Origin of the sequence: Pantoea eucrina (assembly GCF_001691555.1) — a bacterium.
Taxonomy (GTDB): domain Bacteria; phylum Pseudomonadota; class Gammaproteobacteria; order Enterobacterales; family Enterobacteriaceae; genus Pantoea; species Pantoea borealis.
Window position 1 is genome coordinate 243,893 of sequence record NZ_MAYN01000007.1, and the last position, 20,739, is coordinate 264,631.

General features: G+C 59.8%; 4 protein-coding genes. 3 read left to right on the forward strand and 1 reads right to left on the reverse strand.

Annotated features, from left to right (window positions below; all coding sequences use genetic code 11):
- Positions 1-624 precede the first annotated feature (624 nt).
- Positions 625-1,776 carry a methionine adenosyltransferase gene (metK, locus tag BBA90_RS05260; RefSeq protein ID WP_065648237.1) on the reverse strand — a complete coding sequence of 384 codons (1,152 nt, stop codon included), beginning with the start codon at positions 1,774-1,776 and terminating at the stop codon, positions 625-627.
- A 788-nt stretch (positions 1,777-2,564) separates the two neighbouring features.
- Here metK and speA point away from each other — a divergent pair.
- The 3 genes from speA (at position 2,565) to BBA90_RS05275 (ending at position 20,726) form a co-directional block, all read left to right on the forward strand.
- Positions 2,565-4,544: a biosynthetic arginine decarboxylase gene (gene speA / locus BBA90_RS05265; protein ID WP_075050711.1), complete on the forward strand. Its 1,980-nt coding sequence runs from the start codon at positions 2,565-2,567 to the stop codon at positions 4,542-4,544.
- A gap of 659 nt (positions 4,545-5,203) precedes the next feature.
- Complete coding sequence (locus BBA90_RS05270) at positions 5,204-5,893, forward strand: EAL domain-containing protein (protein WP_065648238.1); 690 nt, start codon at positions 5,204-5,206, stop codon at positions 5,891-5,893.
- A gap of 304 nt (positions 5,894-6,197) precedes the next feature.
- Positions 6,198-20,726, forward strand: a complete 14,529-nt coding sequence (locus BBA90_RS05275; protein WP_065648239.1) for an Ig-like domain-containing protein — start codon at positions 6,198-6,200, stop codon at positions 20,724-20,726.
- Positions 20,727-20,739: the final 13 nt, after the last annotated feature.

Here is a 20,739-nt window from a genome sequence, read left to right on the forward strand (position 1 = left end):
CAGGTGATGTACGCGGCCAGGGCGGCATAAATGCCGCCCCTGCAATGGCACGGCACGCAGAGGGCGTATTCATGCGCCCCTGGGTTCAGGTGATGTACGCGGCCAGGGCGGCATAAATGCCGCCCCTACAATGGCACGGCACGCAGGGGGCGCATTCATGCGCCCCTGGGTTTAGGTGATGCACGCGGCCAGGGCGGCATAAATGCAGCCCCTACAATGGCACGGCACGCAGAGGGCGCATTCATGTGCCCCTGGGTTCAGGTGATGTACGCGGCCAGGGCGGCATAAATGCCGCCCCTGCAAAAATATTCCGTAGGGGGCGCATTCATGCGCCCCTGGGTTCAGGGGATGCATGCGGCCAGGACGGCATAAATGCCGCCCCTACAATGGCACGGCACGCAGGGGGCGCATTCATGCGCCCCTGGGTTCAGGTGATGCACGTGGCCAGGACGGCATAAATGCCGCCCCTGCAAAAATATTCCGTAGGGGGCGCATTCATGCGCCCCTGGAATCAGATGATTTACGAAATCAGAGCGGCGGGGTACGTTCAGGCACAAAAAAGCCCGCTCAGAGCGGGCTATTAAAGCCCGCTCAGAGCGGGCTATTACATAAAGGAGTGTGCGCTTACAGGCCGGCGGCTTCGCGCAGCAGGGCGGCTTTATCGGTCTGCTCCCACGGGAAGTGCTCGCGACCAAAGTGACCGTAGGCGGCGGTCTCTTTATAGATAGGTTTCAGCAGATCCATCATCTGAATGAGACCATAAGGGCGCAGGTCAAAGAATTCACGAACCAGCAGCGTCAGCTGTTCGGTCGCCACTTTTTCAGTGCCAAAGGTTTCTACCATGATTGACGTTGGCTCTGCCACGCCGATAGCGTAGGAAACCTGAATCTCACAGCGATCGGCCAGGCCGGCAGCAACAATGTTTTTTGCCACGTAGCGCGCTGCATAGGCTGCAGAGCGGTCAACTTTTGACGGATCTTTACCGGAGAAAGCACCGCCACCGTGACGAGCCATACCGCCGTAAGTATCCACAATGATTTTACGGCCAGTCAGGCCACAGTCACCCATTGGTCCGCCAATAACGAAGCGACCGGTTGGATTGATATGGTATTTAGTGCTGGCGTTGATCCACTCAGCGGGCAGTACCGGCTTAATGATCTCTTCCATTACGGCTTCACGCAGATCGGCCTGAGAAACCTCTTCCGAATGCTGGGTTGAGAGCACGACAGCGTCGATACCAACAATTTTGCCACCGTCATACTGGAAAGTGATCTGGCTTTTGGCATCCGGACGCAGCCACGGCAGTGCGCCATTTTTACGCACTTCGGCCTGACGCTGCACCAGACGGTGCGCATAGGTCACCGGCGCGGGCATCAGTACATCGGTTTCGTTGGTTGCGTAACCAAACATCAGGCCCTGATCGCCTGCACCCTGTTCCAGCGGATCGGTACGGTCTACGCCCTGATTAATATCAGGTGACTGCTTGCCAATAGCGCTCAGTACGGCGCAGGAGTTGGCATCAAAGCCCATATCAGAATGAACATAGCCGATCTCACGTACGGTGTTGCGGGTGATCTCTTCGATATCGACCCAGGCGCTGGTGGTGATTTCACCGCCCACCAGTACCATACCGGTTTTGACGTAAGTTTCGCAGGCCACGCGCGCTTTAGGATCCTGTTCGAGGATGGCATCCAGCACGGCATCGGAAATTTGGTCAGCGATCTTATCAGGATGTCCTTCTGATACGGACTCAGATGTAAAAAGGTGTTTAGCCATTCTGTTCTTTACCTTAGAAATGGGTTGAATTCGACTGCATAGCGCCAGTGAAAAACCTGCTTAGCGCCCCTTCAGGCAAAGCCACGAGCAGCAGGGAGTGTCAGCACGCCAGGCTCACACCGCCTGGAACTTATTCAGTTTAGATGGAAAACCATCTGGACGGCTATTTTAGGTTACCCGATGTGCATTTTACCAGAGCTTTTTCTGATTCCGGTTGTTTCAAAAAGCGGCTTGCTGGAAGCTTTTGCTGACAGCGCGCGCAGGGCGGGGACAAAGATTTTGCAATTTTACGCGGCTGGCGGTATAAAACGCCGCTATTGTTGCCAGAACGCCGTCAGGCGTTGCACGATCAGATACCGTGTCTGATTTTTTTCCGCTCCGTTTCCGCATGCTGCCCGCAGGCGCTGGAGGTGAGTAAAGTAATGAACCGTCCCGATCTGCTCTCTGGTTCACAGTGCATATTTTGCGCGCTGGCCTCTCTTTCTGCTGTTCACTCTTCCTGTTCTTTCTGTCGATGTTTGCCGTCGTGCAATCACCCTTGCGACACGCATAGCCACTAAACTGCGGCTGATATCAGACGCCGGCACGCGTGCACGGTTTACCCTCGCAGCCATACCAAATCCGCACGGATTTTTACTGACTGCAGCACGATGTTTTACACTTACTGGCAGTAACACCCAGGGCAACCTGATGAGGCGGGACACGCAGGATGAATAAGTTTTTAGCCGCAAACGCACCAGCAGTACCTGATAACTCTCTATTATTTCAACAGAAAACTGAGGTTCGCGATGTCTGACGACATGAAGAATATCAAGGGTTCGTCAGCTGGCGAACAGGGTGTCCTCCGCTCCATGCAGGAGGTGGCGATGAGCGATCAGGAAGCGAGCCGTATGCTGCGCACCTATAACATCGCCTGGTGGGGCAACAACTATTACGACGTAAACGAGCTGGGTCATATCAGCGTTTGCCCGGATCCCGATCGGCCCGAGGTGCGCGTTGACCTGGCAAAGCTGGTCAAAGAGCGCGAAGCAGACGGTCAGCGTCTGCCGGCACTGTTCTGCTTTCCGCAGATCCTGCAGCATCGCCTGCGCTCCATCAACGCGGCGTTTAAGCGCGCGCGTGAATCCTATGGCTATAAAGGCGACTACTTCCTGGTTTATCCGATCAAGGTCAACCAGCATAAGCGCGTGATTGAGTCACTGGTTAACTCCGGCGAACCCCTGGGCCTTGAGGCGGGTTCAAAAGCAGAGCTGATGGCGGTACTGGCACACGCGGGCAAAACGCGTACTGTCATCGTCTGTAATGGCTATAAAGATCGTGAATATATCCGACTGGCGCTGATCGGTGAAAAGCTGGGCCACAAAGTCTACCTGGTGCTGGAAAAAATGACCGAGGTGCGTCTGGTACTGGAAGAGGCAGAGCGTCTGAACGTAGTGCCGCGTCTCGGTATCCGTGCGCGCCTGGCCTCGCAGGGTTCGGGTAAGTGGCAGTCCAGCGGCGGTGAGAAATCGAAGTTTGGTCTGGCAGCGTCTCAGGTGCTGCAGCTGGTTGATATCATGCGCAAAGCGGGACGCCTCGACAGCCTGCAGCTGCTGCACTTTCATCTTGGCTCGCAGATGGCGAATATCCGCGATATTGCCACTGGCGTGCGTGAGTCAGCCCGCTTCTATGTTGAACTGGCTAAGCTTGGCGTCAACATCAAATGTTTCGATGTGGGCGGCGGCCTGGGAGTGGACTACGAAGGAACCCGCTCTCAGTCTGATTGCTCGGTGAACTATGGGCTGAATGAATATGCCAATAATGTCATCTGGGCTATCGGCGACGCCTGTGAAGAACATGGTCTTGAACATCCTACGGTGATCACCGAGTCAGGACGAGCCGTAACGGCTCACCACACCGTGCTGGTCTCTAACATTATTGGCGTAGAGCGTAATGAATTCAGCACGCCGGTCGCGCCTGATACGGATGCACCGCGCCCGATTCAGAGCCTGTGGGACACCTGGCAGGAGATGCATGAGCCCAACGTGCGCCGCTCGCTGCGTGAATGGCTGCACGACAGCCAGATGGATCTGTTTGATATCCATACCGGCTACTCATCAGGCACCTACGATCTGGGGCAGCGCGCCTGGGCCGAACAGCTTTATCTGAGCATTTGTCACTACATCCAGCAGCATCTGGATCCGAGCAATCGTGCGCATCGCCCGATTATCGATGAGCTGCAGGAGCGTATGGCAGATAAAATCTACGTTAACTTCTCGCTGTTTCAGTCGATGCCGGATGCCTGGGGTATCGATCAGCTTTTCCCGGTTATGCCGCTGGAAGGCCTGAATAAGATGCCACAGCGCCGCGCTGTGCTGCTGGACATTACCTGTGACTCCGACGGGACAATCGATCATTACGTTGACGGTGACGGGATCGCCACTACCATGCCGATGCCTGAATATGACGTGGATAATCCGCCGATGCTGGGCTTCTTTATGGTCGGCGCTTATCAGGAGATCCTCGGCAACATGCATAATCTGTTTGGTGACACTGAAGCGGTGGATGTGTTTGCCTTTGAGGATGGCAGCGTTGAAGTGCAGTTATCAGACGAAGGGGATACGGTGGCTGACATGCTTGAGTATGTGCAGCTCAACCCGAACGATCTCATGACCCTGTTCCGCGATCAGGTGAAGCAGCAGCAGGATATAGATGAAGATCTGCGATCGCAGTTCCTTGCCGAGTTTGAAAGTGGTCTGTATGGCTATACCTATCTTGAAGATGAATAATCGATAATTGATAGCGGGCCCTGCGGGGCCCTTTTTTTTAACGTGAATTTTTTCTGATTTGTGACGTAATACGCTATTTACGCCATTACTGCTTTTTATTTCCTGCCATTGTCTCTGCTTTATCAGTTTGGCTTAAAAATCAATATCCTCTGTCAGCAGTGCTCCCTGTACTCATCCTCCTTCTGATTTAATAACAACTTTTTTAATGTTTCGCTTATTTTTATCTCAGTATTTATTTATGATTTTTATGAATGTTATCTTTTTTACGCACGGTTTTATCTGGCGTGTTTATTGGAGCGCACTTTCTGAAAGTAACACTGTTATTGCTCAGGCGCGCCATGGCTCATGCTACGTTTCCAGTACAAATTTAGCTTAAAATCAGCAATGTAGTCTGCTTTAAGGCGCAGATGCTCAGGTGCAGCAGGATACTTGTCTTTATTTTTAGGCCATTTATAGAAACTTACCGGAGCGGTTGTCTGAAAATGATTGGTTTTGACTATTGTTTAAGGGCCATTTTTAGCTGAAAACAATTTTTCAAAATGTAAATTGCAGGCTAGTCTTCAGTTGCTATAGTAAGTTTTGTCGATATTTTTATTTTGAATTACATCAGCAGGTCTGATCTTTCAGGCTTTGTCCGCAGCGTCTTCAGGAAGGGTGCCATGACCGAGCGTTTTAATCCGGTTTTCTTGCTGGAACCTGTTTACAGCCTGACTGGCGAGATTATTTCATGGGAGCTGCTGACACGTTTTAAAGCAAAAGAAGCGATAACTACACAACACGATCCCGACAGAGAAGAGCGTTTTTTCTCTCTGCTTTCTGCCGATGAAAAATGGCAGCTATTCCTTCACCAGGTCGAAAATATTATTCAGCTTAGTCAGCAGGGGTTTAACCAGGTTATCAGCGTAAACGTAGACAGAGATATTGTTGCCGGCATATTTGCAGACAAAGTCATTCAGGAAAAACTGGCGTCTGTTGCATTATTGCGGCTGGAAATTTCTGCATTTTTCACTTCGCGTTTTAGCAGCGAAGATCTGCTAACCCTGAAAGGCGTAGCAAAAATTACGCCGGCTCCTCTCTGGCTTGACAACTTTGGTCCGGGTTATTCAAGCCTGACCATGCTTGACAGCGGAATATTTGAGATCGTCAAGATTGATAAAGCGTTTTTCTGGCAATTCAGCGAAGACCGCACCTTTGACATTCTGCTTAATCACCTTAATCAATTATGCCGCGGCGTTATTGTTGAGGGTGTGGAAAATCAACACTATGTTGACCTGCTTGCGCGTAAGCCTGTTTATGGCATGCAGGGCTATCACTGGCCGAGTGTTTATCTTGATGATTTATTTGCGTAATTCAGCACACAGCTTTGCGATTATGGTCTGCGCAGAAAGTGATCTTTGGTGAAATGATAAGAGAACCTGCTTCGCTTATTACCCCGCCTGAATAACGCTTCTGTATCCCGCATAACGCCTGATGTCCTTTCTGAATCCGCAATTAAACCTGTTCAGCGCTGTGCTTATTCGCTTACTGAAATAAGAACGGCCGATGAAGAATGTGAGTAATTCCCTGAATTACTCGCGATAGCAAGCGGTATCTGATGATACCGGGCGTGCTATTCACGCTCATAAACTTATATCTGCGCGGGATCCCGATAACATGAACAATATCTCTATCACGCCTAAAGGCGGGACAATTGCTAATGAAGTGAGCGGTAATCAGATTACGCTGAACGCACCCAGTGTGGTTAAACTTAATCTGAATCAGGCTGACATTAAGGCTTTCACACGCAATGGCAATGATTTAGTAGTGACTACTAAATCGGGTGAAACACTTGTTATTCATGATTTTTACAGCGCCAATGGCGACAGCGATCTGGTCCTTCAGGACGATCGCGGTGCGCTATGGTGGGTTGAGGATCCCGGCACAGAGGGCTTTCAGTATGTGTCAATCGACAGCACAGAAGGCCTGCTGGCAGAAAACGTAACGGATAACGGCACGATTGCGGCCTTCGGTATCGGCGGGGCGGCTCTGGCAGGTATCGGGGCGCTGTTTGCGACAGGCGGTGGTGGCGGCGGTGGTGGCGGCGGTGATACGGATAATCCCGGCGGCGGCACCAATCCCGGTAACGGGGGCAACAATCCCGGTGGCGATCCTGGCAATGGCGGAACCGATCCCGGCAATGGCGATACCACAGCTCCTGCTCCGGCTGAAAATATCGTCGTCAGCGATAATGTCGGCAACAGCCAGGGTCCATTACTCAACGGGCAAACCACCGATGATAATACGCCAACCCTGACCGGCACGGCAGAAGCGGGTGCCACTGTCAGGGTGTATGACGGGTCTGTTCTGCTTGGCAGCGTCACAGCAGGAGCCGACGGGCGCTGGAGCTTTACCACACCGGCACTGAATAACGGCAGCCACACGCTGAGCGTGACGGTCACCGATGCGGCCGGCAATGTCAGTCCCGCCACCAGCGGGTTCGTGATTAATGTAGCGGCAGGCATTGCACCGACCAGCAGCACCCTGGAGATTACTGACGACAGCAGCCCTGTGCTGCGTACGCTTCCTGACGGTGCCAGCACGCGTGATACCACGCCGACCCTGAGCGGGCTGGCTGGCGCCAATGAGCTGGTGACGCTCTATAACGGTACTACCGTGCTTGGCAGCACGCTGGCCGATGCGAGCGGGCAGTGGAGTTTTACGCCGGCCGCCCTGCCGGATGGCAGCTACGCCTTCCGTGCCGTTGCCACTGATGCCGCCGGGAATACCGCTTCATCCGTCACGCTCACCATAACTATTGATACGGTGCTGCCGGCCGCCGCGGGCGATCTGCTGCTCAGCAGCGACAGCAGCGGCACCATTACCCCGATTGCCACTAACGGCGCTACCCGTGATACCACGCCGGTATTCAGCGGCAGCGCCGAACCAGGCAGCGTCATCACCGTACGCGACGGCACAACGGTACTGGGGAGCGCGATTGCAGACAGTGACGGGCGCTGGAGTTTTACCACCCCGGCGCTGAGTGAAGGAAACCATACGCTTACCACCACCGTGACAGACGCCGCAGGCAATACCGGACCCGCCTCTGCGCCGCTGCAGCTGACAGTTGATATCACGGCTCCGGAGGCGATAACCGATCTGCAGGTCTTTGACGACGCAGGCGACAGCCAGGTTGAGCTGGCGCAAAACGCCACCACCGATGACAATACGCCCGTGCTGAGCGGCAGCGGAGAGCCGGGTGCCTCGGTCAGCATTTATGACGGTAACGTGCTGCTCGGGGTTGCGCTGGTCGATGTTAACGGCAGCTGGCAGTTTACCACGCCTGCGCTCAGCAACGGCGCACACAGCCTCACCGTTACCAGCACTGACGCGGCCGGTAATACGGGGCCGGCGAGTGCGCCTTTTGCGCTCAATGTTCAGGCGGATTTGCCGCCTGCGACGACACCGCTGGAGGCGACAGGCACCGGTGATAATACACTGCAGCCGCTGACCGATGGTGCGACCACGCGCAGTGATGAGATAACGCTGAGCGGCGTCAGCACACCGGGCAACCTGATTACGCTCTTTGACGGGACAACGGAAATCGGCAGTGTCGTAGCCGACAGCAACGGCCAGTGGTCGTTTGCCCTGCGCAGTCTGTTTCAGGGCCTGCACAGTTTCTACCTGCGCACCACCGATGCCGCAGGCAACGTTACACAAAGCGCGCCGCTGAATATCACCGTTGATAGCGTGGCGCCGGCGGCGGCTGACGATCTGACCTTAACCGGCAGCAACGGCAGCAGCGTGGTCAGCATTACGCCGGACAGCACCGTTAACGACGCCCGGCCGGTGCTGAGCGGCACGGCGGAGCCGGGGGCGCTGGTGACAATTCGTGATGGCGACACCGTGCTGGGCAGCGTAACCACCAACAGCGACGGCAGCTGGCGCTTTACCACGCCGCCGCTGAGCGAGGGCGGCCACAGCCTGACCTCCACCGTGACCGATCTGGCTGGCAACAGCAGCCCCGCCTCTGCGCCGCTGAATTTTACCGTAGATACCGTCGCGCCAGCGGCAGTCAGCGATCTGCAGGTTACTGATAATGCGGGCAGTAATACCGGTCCGCTGACCTCAGGCCAGTTCACCGATGACAATACGCCAACGCTGAGCGGAACGGCTGAAGCGGGCAGCGTGGTGCGCGTTTATGACGGCGACGTGCTGCTTGGCAGCGCCGCCACTGATAGCGACGGCAACTGGAGCCTGACGCTGCCGGCGCTGAGCAATGGACAGCATAATCTCACCACCACCGTCACCGATGCCGCAGGAAATGTCAGTCCGGCGTCACCGGCGTTTACGCTGGCGGTTGATGCCGGCAGCGTGCCGGCAACCAGTTCGCTGGAGATAACGGATGACAGGGGCAGCACGCTGGTTACGCTGGCCGATAACGACAGCACTGGCGATAACACCCCGGTGCTGAGCGGCGTCGCCACCGCCGGTGATGTAGTCAGACTTTATAACGGCACCACGCTGCTGGGCAGCGTGGTCGCTGACGGAGACGGCCAGTGGCGCTTTACGCCTGACGCGTTAGCCGACGGCACCTATGCATTCCGTGCCGTGGCAACCAGCACGACGGGGGCAGAGACCTCCTCGCCGGTCATTAATATCACCATCGATACCACCGTGCCTGCCGCGCCGTCCGGCGTCCAGCTCGGCAATGAGAACGGCGATCCGGTTGCGCCTGGCAGCAGCACAAATCTCACTACGCCGACGCTGAGCGGCACCGCGGAGCCTGGCTCCACGGTGACTGTCCGCGACGGGGATACGGTACTGGGTACCACGACCACGGATGCCGACGGCAACTGGAGCTATACCACGCCGCCGCTCAGCGATGGCGATCACGCGCTGACCAGCACCGTCACCAATGCGGCCGGTAATACCGGCCCCGCCTCTGCTCCGGTGGCGGTCACAGTCGATACGCAGCCACCTGCCGCTACCAGCGGTCTGCAGCTGAACAACCAGGACGGTAACGCCCTGCCGGCGGGCGGCGCCACGAATGAAACCAGCCCGACCCTCAGCGGCAGCGCCGAGCCGGGCAGCATCGTTACCGTTTCCGATAATGGCGACGTGCTGGGCAGTGCCGTGGCAGACAGCGACGGCAACTGGAGCTTTACGCCACCGCAGCCGCTGGATGAAGGCCCGCACAGTCTCACCACCACCGTGACCGATGCGGCGGGCAACACCGGGCCGGTCAGTGCACCGGTTAATATGGTTGTCGATACCACTGCACCAGCGAGCGCCGGCGATCTGCTGCTGAGCAACGGGCAAAGCGGCAACGAAATTACCGGCATCACCAACAGCACCACGCCGGTACTCAGCGGAAGCGCAGAGCCGGGCAGTACCGTCACCGTCTCTGATGGCGATAACGTGCTGGGCAGCACCACCGCCGGCAGCGACGGCAGCTGGAGCTTTACGTCACCGGTACTGCAGCCGGGTGAGCATAGCCTGACCACGGTCGTTACCGATCCGGCTGGTAATAGCGGAGAAGCCTCCACGCCAGTGGTGTTTACCATCGATACGACTGCCCCGGCGGCGCCCGCTGCGCTGCAGGCGGCTAACGATGAAGGTAACACGCCGGTTCCGGTCAGCAATGGCGTGACGAATGACGCCACCCCGCGGCTGAGCGGCAGCGGCGTGGCCCCCGGTAGCGTAGTGACGGTTTCTGATGGTGATGAGGTACTGGGCTCCGTTACCGTGGGAGAAGGGGGAACCTGGAGTTTTGTGCCAGACGAACCGCTTTCTGACGGCGATCACAGCCTGACGGCCGTCACCACCTCACCGGCGGGGAACAGCAGTGCGCCTTCCGCACCGCTGGTGCTGACTGTCGATACCGCACCGCCTGCTGCGGCAAACGGCCTGCAGCTGAATAACGATCAAAACGGTAACGCCATTAATGCGGGTGGCGTAACTAACGATACGTCACCGGCGCTGAGCGGCAGCGCTGAACCCGGCAGCACGGTCCGCGTCTATGATAACGGCACGCTGCTGGGCAGCGTCAGCGCGGGCAGCGACGGAGCGTGGCGCTTTACGCCGGAAACGCCGCTGGCAGCCGGGCCACACAGCCTCACTACCACGGTCACGGATGCAGCGGGTAACAGCGGCGATGACTCTGCGCCGCTTAACTTTACGATTGAAACCACGCCGCCGGCAGCAGCGGATGAACTGGTGCTGAGCAATGACAGCAACGGCACGCTGGTGGCGGTCACCAGCGGTGCCACCAGCGATACCACGCCGGTGCTGAGCGGCACGGCGGCTGCGGGCAGTACGGTAACGGTACGGGATGGCACCACGGTGCTGGGCAGCGTGGTCGCGGAGGACGGCGGCACGTGGCGCTTTACGCCTGAGTCGCCGCTCAGTGAAGGTCAGCACAGCCTGACGGCTACGGTAACCAGCCCGGCGGGCAATGTCAGCGAACCTTCACCGGCGCTGGTGTTTACCGTCGATACCATTCCGCCTGCGGCTGCAGGCGGGCTGCAGCTCAGTAACAACGACGGAGAAACGCCGCTGCCGGTCAATAACGGCGTGACCAACACGACGTCGCCGGTGCTGAGCGGCAGCGCCGAACCGGGTGCGCTGATCACCGTTTCCGATGGCGACACGGTGCTGGGCAGCGTGACCGCCGATACACAAGGCAACTGGAGTTTCACACCGGAGGCGGCACTGTCTGAGGGCGATTACAGCCTGACCACCACCGTTACCGATCCGGCGGGTAACGTCAGCGCACCGTCGGCACCGCTGAATTTTACCATCGATACCACGCCACCCGCCGCTGCGGGCGATCTGCAGGTCAGCAATGAGGCGGGCGGCGTGGCGCGCCCTGTCGACGAGGCAGGTGCGACGAATACCACCACGCCGGTGCTGAGCGGCACGGCGGAAGCGGGCAGCCTTGTAACCGTGTATAACAACGGCGAGGTGCTGGGCAGCGTGACCGCAGGCGATGACGGCAACTGGCGCTTCACGCCGGATGCGCCGCTGGCTGAGGGCAATTACAGCCTGACCACGCGGGTGACTGACACCGCCGGCAACACCGGCGCGGCGTCGCCTGCCTATAGCTTCACTATCGATACCACCCCCCCTGGTGCAGTGGTCAATCTGGCAGCGACAGATGACAATAATGCACCGCTTACCGGCGTAACCAATGACGCCACGCCGGTGCTGAGCGGCAGCGCGGAGCCGGGCAGCCTGGTAACGCTTTATGACGGAACAACCGCTATCGGCTCTGTGCGGGCGGACGCGAACGGGGCCTGGCGCCTGACCGACACCGCCCTGACCGACGGTGAGCATACTTTGCGTGCGACCGCGACCGATGCCGCAGGTAACGTCAGTATCACCGGCAACTCGGTGACCCTGACGGTGGATACCAGCGTGCCGGCTGCACCTGTCTTCGCTGTTACCACCGGGGAAGGCGCGCCGGTTGCCAGCAACGGTTATACCAGCGACAGTACGCCGCAGCTCAGCGGTACCGCCGCCGCCGGCAGTCTGATCACGGTTTATAACGGTGATACGGCCATCGGCAGCGTAGTCGCCGATGGCGATGGCGGCTGGCAGTTTACGCCCGCTGCGCTGGATGACGGCAGCTATGCGCTAAGCATCACGGAGACCACCGCCGCAGGCAATGTCAGTCCGGCTTCGGCGATAACCACAATCAATGTGGATACGCAGGCACCGGAAGCAGCGCAGAACGTGCTGGTTAACAACAATGAAGGCAGTACGCTGGTGCCGATCAACAGCGGTGACGTGACCAACGACGCGACGCCGCAGCTGATCGGTTCAGCCGAGCCGGGCAGCGTGGTGCTGATCTATGACGGCGCTACGCAAATCGGTTCGGTTACCGTGAACAGCAGCGGCAGCTGGCAGTTTACAGCTGGCGCGCTGACGCAGGGTGAGCACAACCTGAGCACCGTTGTCAGCGACGCCGCCGGGAATACCAGCCCCGCTTCACCCACGATAACCTTTACCGTGGATACGGTCGCACCGGGCGCAGCCACTGCGACCACGCTGGTGAACAACAATGGCGCCACGCCGCAGGTGATCGCGCCCGGTTCCACCACCGGTGACAACACGCCTGAGTTCTCCGGTCGCGCAGAGCCTGGCAGCACCATCGTTGTATCTGATGGCAATCTGATCCTCGGTACCACCACGACCGATGCACAGGGTAACTGGAGCTTCTCGCCGATCCTCAGCGACGGCCCGCACAGCCTGAGCGTGACGGTCACCGATGCTGCTGGTAACAGCAGCGCGCCGGGTGCGCCGATCGCCTTTACCGTGGACACCACGGCGCCTTCCGCCGTTACGCAGCTGACGCTGAGTAATGATAACGGCACTGCGCCGGTAGCCGTTCCCAATGGCGGTCTGACTAATGACGGCACGCCGCTGTTCAGCGGTCGCGGGGATGCGGGCAGCATTATTACCCTTACCGATCAGAGCGGTACGCTGCTGGGTTCCACTACGGTAAACGGACAGGGAAGCTGGAGCTTTACGCCTGCCACCGCGCTGGCGGACGGCAGCTACACCTTTACCGCCACGGCATCCGATACGCTTGGTAACGTCAGCGCACCGGTGACTTTCAGTGCGATCGTTGATACCACGCCGCCGGCGGTGGCAGCGAACATCGCGCTGACGAACAACGACGGCACCACGCCGGTGGCGATCGCCAGCGGCAGCATCACCACGGATAATACGCCGTTCCTCAGCGGCACCGCAGAGCCGGGCAGCGTGGTAACGATTCTGGACGGAAACGACATTGTTGGCAGCGTGACCACCGGCAGTAACGGACAGTGGAGCTATCAGCTGCCGCAGCTGGACGATGGCAGCTACAGCCTCACCACCACGGTGACCGATACGGCCGGTAACACCGGTCCGGCTTCTGATCCTGTCGCCTTTACCGTGGACGCCACGCTGCCGGATGCCACATCGCTGGTGGTCAGTAACGACAACGGTACGACACCGCAGCCTCTGACAAACGGCGCGCTGACCACGGACAATACGCCACTGCTGAGCGGCACCGCGGAACCCGACAGCCTGATTACGCTGTATGACGGCGGCGTGGTGATTGGCTCCGTGACGGCGGACGGCGACGGCAACTGGAGCTTCAGCTCACCGGTACTGACCGACGGCCAGCACACGCTGAGCGCCACGGTCACCGATGAAGTGGGCAACGTCAGCGCACCGTCCGGTGCGCTGACCATCAATATTGATGCCACTGCGCCGCAGCCGGCAGGCGATCTGCTGCTGCAGAATGATATACAAGCGACGCCGGTAACCATTAATAGCAACAGCGTAACTCCTGATGCGACGCCGCTCATCAGCGGTACCGCAGAGGCAGGGGCGACCATCATTGTGTATGACGGTGCGCAGGAGGTTGGCAGAACCACCGCTAATCCTCAGGGGGCCTGGAGCCTCAACACCACGGCGCTGGCAGAAGGGGCGCACACTCTGACGGTGACCGCCACCGATGTAGCGGGCAACGTCAGCGAGGTGGCGTCGACGGTCAGCTTCACGGTCGATACCAGTACGCCAGCCGCGGTGCTGAGCTTTGATATCTACAACAATGCCAGCAACACGCCGGTGCTGGTCGCGAACAACGGCTTCGCCAGTGACAGCACGCCGGTGCTGCGCGGGACCGGCGTCGCCGGCACGGTGGTTAATATCATTCAGGATGGCGATATTGTCGGCAGCACCACCGTGGGTGAGAACGGCGTCTGGCGTTATGAATCCGCGGCGCTGGACGATGCAACCTACGCTTTCAGCGTCTCAGTCAGCAACGCGGCGGGCACCACCGGACCGGTTACCGGGCCGGTCAGCATCACTATTGATACGGCGGTGCCGGACGCTATCCCGGATCTGCTTGTCACCGACAGCGTTGGCGGCGCTGAAGGTCCGCTGACGTCAGGCGCTACTACTGACGATAATCTCCCGGTCTTCAGCGGCACGGCGGAGGCGGGCAGCACGGTAACGGTTTATGACGACAACGTGCTGCTGGGAACCGCCACCGCTGACGAAAACGGCAGCTGGAGCTTTACGCCAGACGCTGCGCTCTCAAACCGCGTGCATAGTTTTACGTTCACCGTGACCGATGCGGCGGGTAACGTCAGCCCGGCTACCAACGCCTTCACGCTGACCGTTGAAGCCAATCTGCCACCGGTCGACAGTACGCTGCAGATCACCGATAACAGCGGCAGCACGCTGGTAACGGTAGCAGACGGGGCCGATATCCGTGACAACACGCCGGTCCTGCAGGGAACGGGCCCGGCAAATGGCACCGTGTCTATTCTTGATAATGGTGTGCCGATTGGCAGCGCTGAAATTAACGCTGACGGACAGTGGGACTTCACGCCAACGCTGGGGGAGGGACCGCACGCAATTTCCGTCATCAGCACGGATGTAACCGGCAATCCTGGCGATCCGTCAGAGGTGATTAATTTCATTGTCGATACCGTTGTACCCGATGCCGTAACCGATCTCGCGGCGGCCAATAACAACGGCGCCACGCCGGTGCCGGTAGCCGATAACAGCGTGACTAACGACAGTACGCCGCAGCTCAGCGGCACGGCGGAAGCGGGCGGCCTGGTGACCATCTACGATGGTAATACGGTAATTGCTTCGGTAAGTGCCGACGGCGACGGCGCATGGAGCACCACGCTGCCGCTGCTGAGCCAGGGCGCGCACGCGCTTAGTGTGACGGTGACCGATGCGGCGGGCAACGTCAGCGATCGCTCCGGCGCGCTGAACATCACGGTCGATACGGTAGCCCCTGCGGCCGGCACGGTGAACGTCACCGCGGGTGATTCGGATACGCCGCTCACCAGCGGGGCAACCATCAACGACAGTACGCCAGCGCTGAGCGGCACCACGGAGGCAAACGCCACGGTCAGCGTGTATGACGGCACCACGCTGCTCGGTACCGCTATCGCCAGCGGCGCGGGCGCCTGGAGCTTTACCCCTGTCGCGCTGGGCGAGGGCAGCCACGCCCTGAGCGTGCGTGTCACCGATGTGGCCGGTAATACCGGTATCGCCTCTGCCGTCACCACGGTGGTGGTGGATACCGTGGCGCCGGCGGCTATCTCCGGCCTGACGGCGGTCAATAACAACGGCAGCACGCCGCTGACTATCGCGGCTGGCAGCACCACCAGCGACAACACGCCGCAGCTGAGCGGTACCGCTGAGGCGGGCAGCATCGTTACCGTGCGGGACGGCACCACCGTGCTCGGCTCGGTAACCGCCGGCACCAACGGCGCGTGGAGCTTTACCACCGCCGCGCTGGCGGATGGTCCGCACACGCTGAGCGTGAGTGCCGCCGACGCGGCGGGCAACGTCAGCCCGGTGAGCGATATCAGCTTTACCGTGCTAACCGCAGCGGTCGCACCGGTTACGGGACTGACGGTAACGGATAACGCCGGCGCAATTCAGGGCGTGCTGACCAGCGGTACGCCGACGGACGACACCACGCCAACGCTCTCCGGCAGCGCCGCGGCAAACAGCGTGGTAGTGATCAGCGAAGGCACTACGGTGCTGGGATCGGTGGTGGCAAACGGCGACGGAGCCTGGAGCTTCACCCCTGCCGCACTGAGCGAAGGCACGCATCCGCTCAGCGTCACGGTACGCGATGCGGCGGGCAGCAGCAGTGCGCCGGTGAACTTTACCGTAGTGGTGGATACCACTGCGCCAGCGACCTCAACGCTGGTGGTGACCAACGATGTGACCAGCGCAACCATACCGGCGGGTGGCTACAGCAGCGATGCGACGCCGACCTTAAGCGGCGTGGCAGAAGCGAACGCCGTTGTCACGGTACGCGACGGCACCGCGGTGCTGGGCTCGGTGACCGCTGATGCGGAGGGACGCTGGAGCTATGTCAGCACAACGCTGAGTCAGGGGCTGCATACCCTGAGCGTCACCGCCACCGATGTGGCAGGCAACGTCAGCGGCGCGACCAGCACCACGCTGATTGTTGATAACGTGGCGCCGGTTGCCGTAAGCGGTCTGAATGCGGCCAACAACAACGGCAGCGCGCTGGTGGCGATTGCCGCCGGCGGTACCACCAGTGACGCCACGCCGCTGCTCAGGGGAACGGCAGAGGCGGGCAGCGTGGTGACGATCCGTGACGGCAATACCGTGCTCGGATCGGTAACGGCGGGCAGCGGCGGGGCGTGGAGTTTTGTCACGCCGGCGCTGGCAGAGGGGGCACACACCTTTAACGTTACGGCCAGCGATGCGGCCGGTAACGTCAGCCCGAATGCAACGCTGACGCTGACGGTTGATACTACTCCGCCAGTCGCAGTGAGCAACCTGGTGGTCACTGATGACGCCGCGCCAAATACCGGACCTCTGGTTAACGGTGCCGTAACCAACGACGCCACGCCGGTGCTGAGCGGCACGGCAGAGGCGGGGGGCATTGTCACCGTCTATGACGGCACCGCGGTACTGGGGTCCGTTGCTGCCGACGGCAGCGGCGCGTGGAGCTTTACTTCGCCCGCGCTGAATAACGGCCCGCATGCGCTGAGCGTGACGGTCCGTGATGCGGCGGGCAACGTCAGCCCGGCGTCGCCCACGGTCGCGATCACCGTGGATACCGTGGCACCGGCTGCGCCAACGCTGGTTGTGACCAACGACGTGGCGAACACCACGGTGGCGAACGGCGCGGCAAGCGGCGACAGCACGCCAACCCTGAGCGGCAGCGCCGAGGCCAATAGCCTGGTGATTATCCGCGACGGCACCACGCTACTCGGTTCCGTCACCGCCAGCGGTACCGGCAGCTGGAGCTTTACGCCAGCTACAGCGCTGAGTGAGGGATCGCATACCTTCAGCATCACTGCCACCGATGCAGCAGGCAACGTCAGCAGCAGCGTCAGCTCAACGGCGATCATTGATACCGTTGCGCCAGGTGCGGTTACCGGCCTGGCTGCCGCCAACAACAACGGCAGTACGGCGATCGCTATCCCCAACAACAGTGTAACCAGTGACAGCACGCCGCTGCTGACCGGCTCCGGCGAAGCGGGCGCACGCGTGACTATCCTTGACGGGAATGTTGCGCTGGGTACGGCAATTGTCAGCAGCAATGGCAGCTGGAGCTTTGTCAGCCCGGTGCTGAGTGAAGGCATCCACACCCTGAACGTAACCCAGACCGACGCCGCCGGGAACGTCAGTCCGCCAGCCAGCATTACGCTGACGGTGGATACGGTGGCACCGGCAGCCGTCAGCAACCTGACGATCACGGATGATGTGGCGCCGGTGACCGGACCGCTGGCAAATGGCGCGGTCACTAATGACGCCACACCAACGCTGAGCGGCACGGCAGAGGCGAACGCGGTTGTTACCGTGTATGACGGCAGTACGACGCTGGGCTCTGTGGTGGCAGGCAGCGACGGTGCATGGAGCTTTACGCCAGGCGCGCTGAGCAACGGCGTGCATTCGCTGAGCACCACGGTACGCGATGCGGCAGGCAACGTCAGCCCGGCGACGCCGGCGGTAGCGATTACCGTGGATACCGTGGCGCCTGCTGCGCCTTCGCTGGTGGTCACGAACGACATCAACAATACAACGGTGGCAAATGGCGGCGCGACGCGCGACAGCACCCCAACGCTGAGCGGTACGGCAGAGGCAAACAGTCTGGTGATTGTGCGCGATGGCACTACCGTGCTGGGTTCAGTGACTGCCAGCGGCAGCGGCAGCTGGAGCTTTACGCCAGGAACAGCGCTCTCCGAGGGATCGCATACCTTCAGCATCACCGCCACTGATGCCGCGGGGAACGTCAGCAGCAGCATCAGCTCAACGGCGATTATCGACACCACGGTGCCGGTTGCCGTAACCGGACTGACGCTGGCTAATAACAATGGCAGCACGGCGATCGCGATCCCCAATAACGGCGTGACCAATGACACCACACCGCTGCTGAGTGGATCGGGCGAGGCGGGCGCACGCATCAGCGTTTACGACGGTACCACGCTGCTGGGAACCGCGACCGTCGGCGGCAGCGGCAGCTGGAGCTTTATCACACCTGCGCTGAGTAACGGCGCTCATACGCTGAACGTGACGCAGACCGACGCAGCGGGCAACGTCAGTCCGCAGGCTTCGGTCACGCTGCGGATTGACACCGTGGCACCGGCGGCCAGCACGCTTACCATCACCGACGATGCGGGCAGCACGCCGGTGACGCTGACCAGCGGCGCCTTTACGCGTGATACCACGCCGACGCTGAGCGGCACGGCAGAAGCGGGCGCGCTGGTGACCATTTTTGACGGCACGACTGCGCTCGGTTCCGTCACGGCGGGCACCGGCGGCAGCTGGAGCTTTACCACTGCGGCGCTGAGCAACGGGGCGCATACCCTGAGCACCACGGTGACCGATCCGGCAGGTAACGTCAGCAGCAGTAATGTGGCGACGACGGTTACCGTGGATACGGTGCCGCCGGCGGCGGTATCCGGGCTGCTGATCAACAGCGCCGGTACCAGCGTCACCGGCAGCGGTGAGGTCGGCGCAACGGTGACGGTGCGTGATGCCAGCGGTGCCTCGCTCGGGACCACCACGGTGGGCACCGGCGGCAGCTGGTCAGTGGCGCTGAGCACTGCGCAGACCACCGGTGCTACGCTCTCGGTGACGCAGAGCGACAGGGCGGGCAACGTTTCGCCGTCGGCGTCGCTGCTGGGGGCCATTCGCGTTGTGGCGACCAGCGATGTTAACGAGGTCGATTATACTACCACCCAGGCCACCGTTAATAACGGCACCGTGAACTCTTCGCACACTGCACTGCTTACTCTGGGAGTCGGATCCATACTGGGTGCCAGCGTGCTCAATAACGGCAACGCCTATATCTTCAATGTGGGTCAGGACGATTTCCGCACGGTAACGCTCTACGGTTCCGTAAACAGCATCGGGGTGGCGGCTAACTACTCGCTGAACCTCTACACGCAGCTGAGTAACGGCTCCTGGCAGCTGGTGAGTTCGCAGAGCAACTACATCAGTTCTCTGCTCTCAATCGGAACGATTCGCGGCGGTAACGTCACCTACACCAACCTGAGTACCGGCAACTACGCGGTAGTGGTCGGCGCGAATACCAACCTCAGCGTGCTGCCCACCACTATCGTGAGTACGGTGTCAGACTACACCACGCTGGCAGTGACCACGGCGGCCACCGTCACCGGTAATCTGCTGGCAAATGACACCAGTTCGATAGCCGGTACGGTGCCGGCCGGCGTGGCGGTTACAACGGCGGGCGGCGCAACGGTTGCCGGCACGGGTAATACGGTGATCACCAGCAGCTACGGTACGCTGACCCTGGATGCGAGAGGTAACTACACCTATGCGCTGAAAGCGGGCCTGAATATCGATACGCTGCCAGCGACGGATACCTTTACCTATTCGGTAAGGGACGCCAGCGGCACAGTGACCTCCGCCACGCTAACGGTAACGCTGCATAACGGCCCGGCGGCCACGCTGTTTGCCGCTACCAGCCTGCTGGCGGAAAGCAGCAGCGCTGAGCATGACGCGAGCGGCAGCATCTGGGCCGACAGTGCCGGTACGCACAGCGGAACCTTAACCATCACTAATGCTCTGGGGGCAGAAACCACGGTAGGAGCGGCCGGCATGACGCAGGTGGCCGGTGAGTTCGGCGTGCTGCAGGTCAGCGCCAGCGGAAGCTACACCTATTCACTGAATGCGGATGTTAACGTACAGAACATTACGCATAAGGAGGTGTTCAGTTACACCCTGGCGGGCCGGGACGGCACCCTGACCAGTCACAGCTTTACCATTGAGCTGCACCCGACCATTAACGGCACCCGCGGTAACGATACGCTGACCAGCAGCGCCTACGATGACACCATCACCGGTGGCACCGGCACGGATACGCTGGTTTATCATCTGCTGGATCGCGCTGACGCCACTGGCGGCAACGGCCACGACACCTGGACCGACTTTAACGTCGCCCAGGGAGACAAGGTTGATATCAGTGAACTGCTGATCGGCTGGAATGATTCCACAAGTAATATTAATGATTTCGTGAAAGTGGACCATACTTCTGATGGCAACACCGTACTCTCAATCGATCGTGACGGTAGCGGGACGGGCTACAGCACTACGCAGCTGATTACGCTGGAAGGCGTTAACGTGTCACTGGAGGAGCTGCTGCAGCAACCGCACCAAAACCACACGGCATAGTGGTGTGTGACGC

What these genes read in the sequence shown, in the direction of transcription:
- metK (WP_065648237.1), bottom strand. Translation starts at nt 1,776, where the DNA reads ATGGCTAAACACCTTTTTACATCTGAGTCCGTATCAGAAGGACATCCT.
- speA (WP_075050711.1), top strand. Translation starts at nt 2,565, where the DNA reads ATGTCTGACGACATGAAGAATATCAAGGGTTCGTCAGCTGGCGAACAG.
- BBA90_RS05270 (WP_065648238.1), top strand. Translation starts at nt 5,204, where the DNA reads ATGACCGAGCGTTTTAATCCGGTTTTCTTGCTGGAACCTGTTTACAGC.
- BBA90_RS05275 (WP_065648239.1), top strand. Translation starts at nt 6,198, where the DNA reads ATGAACAATATCTCTATCACGCCTAAAGGCGGGACAATTGCTAATGAA.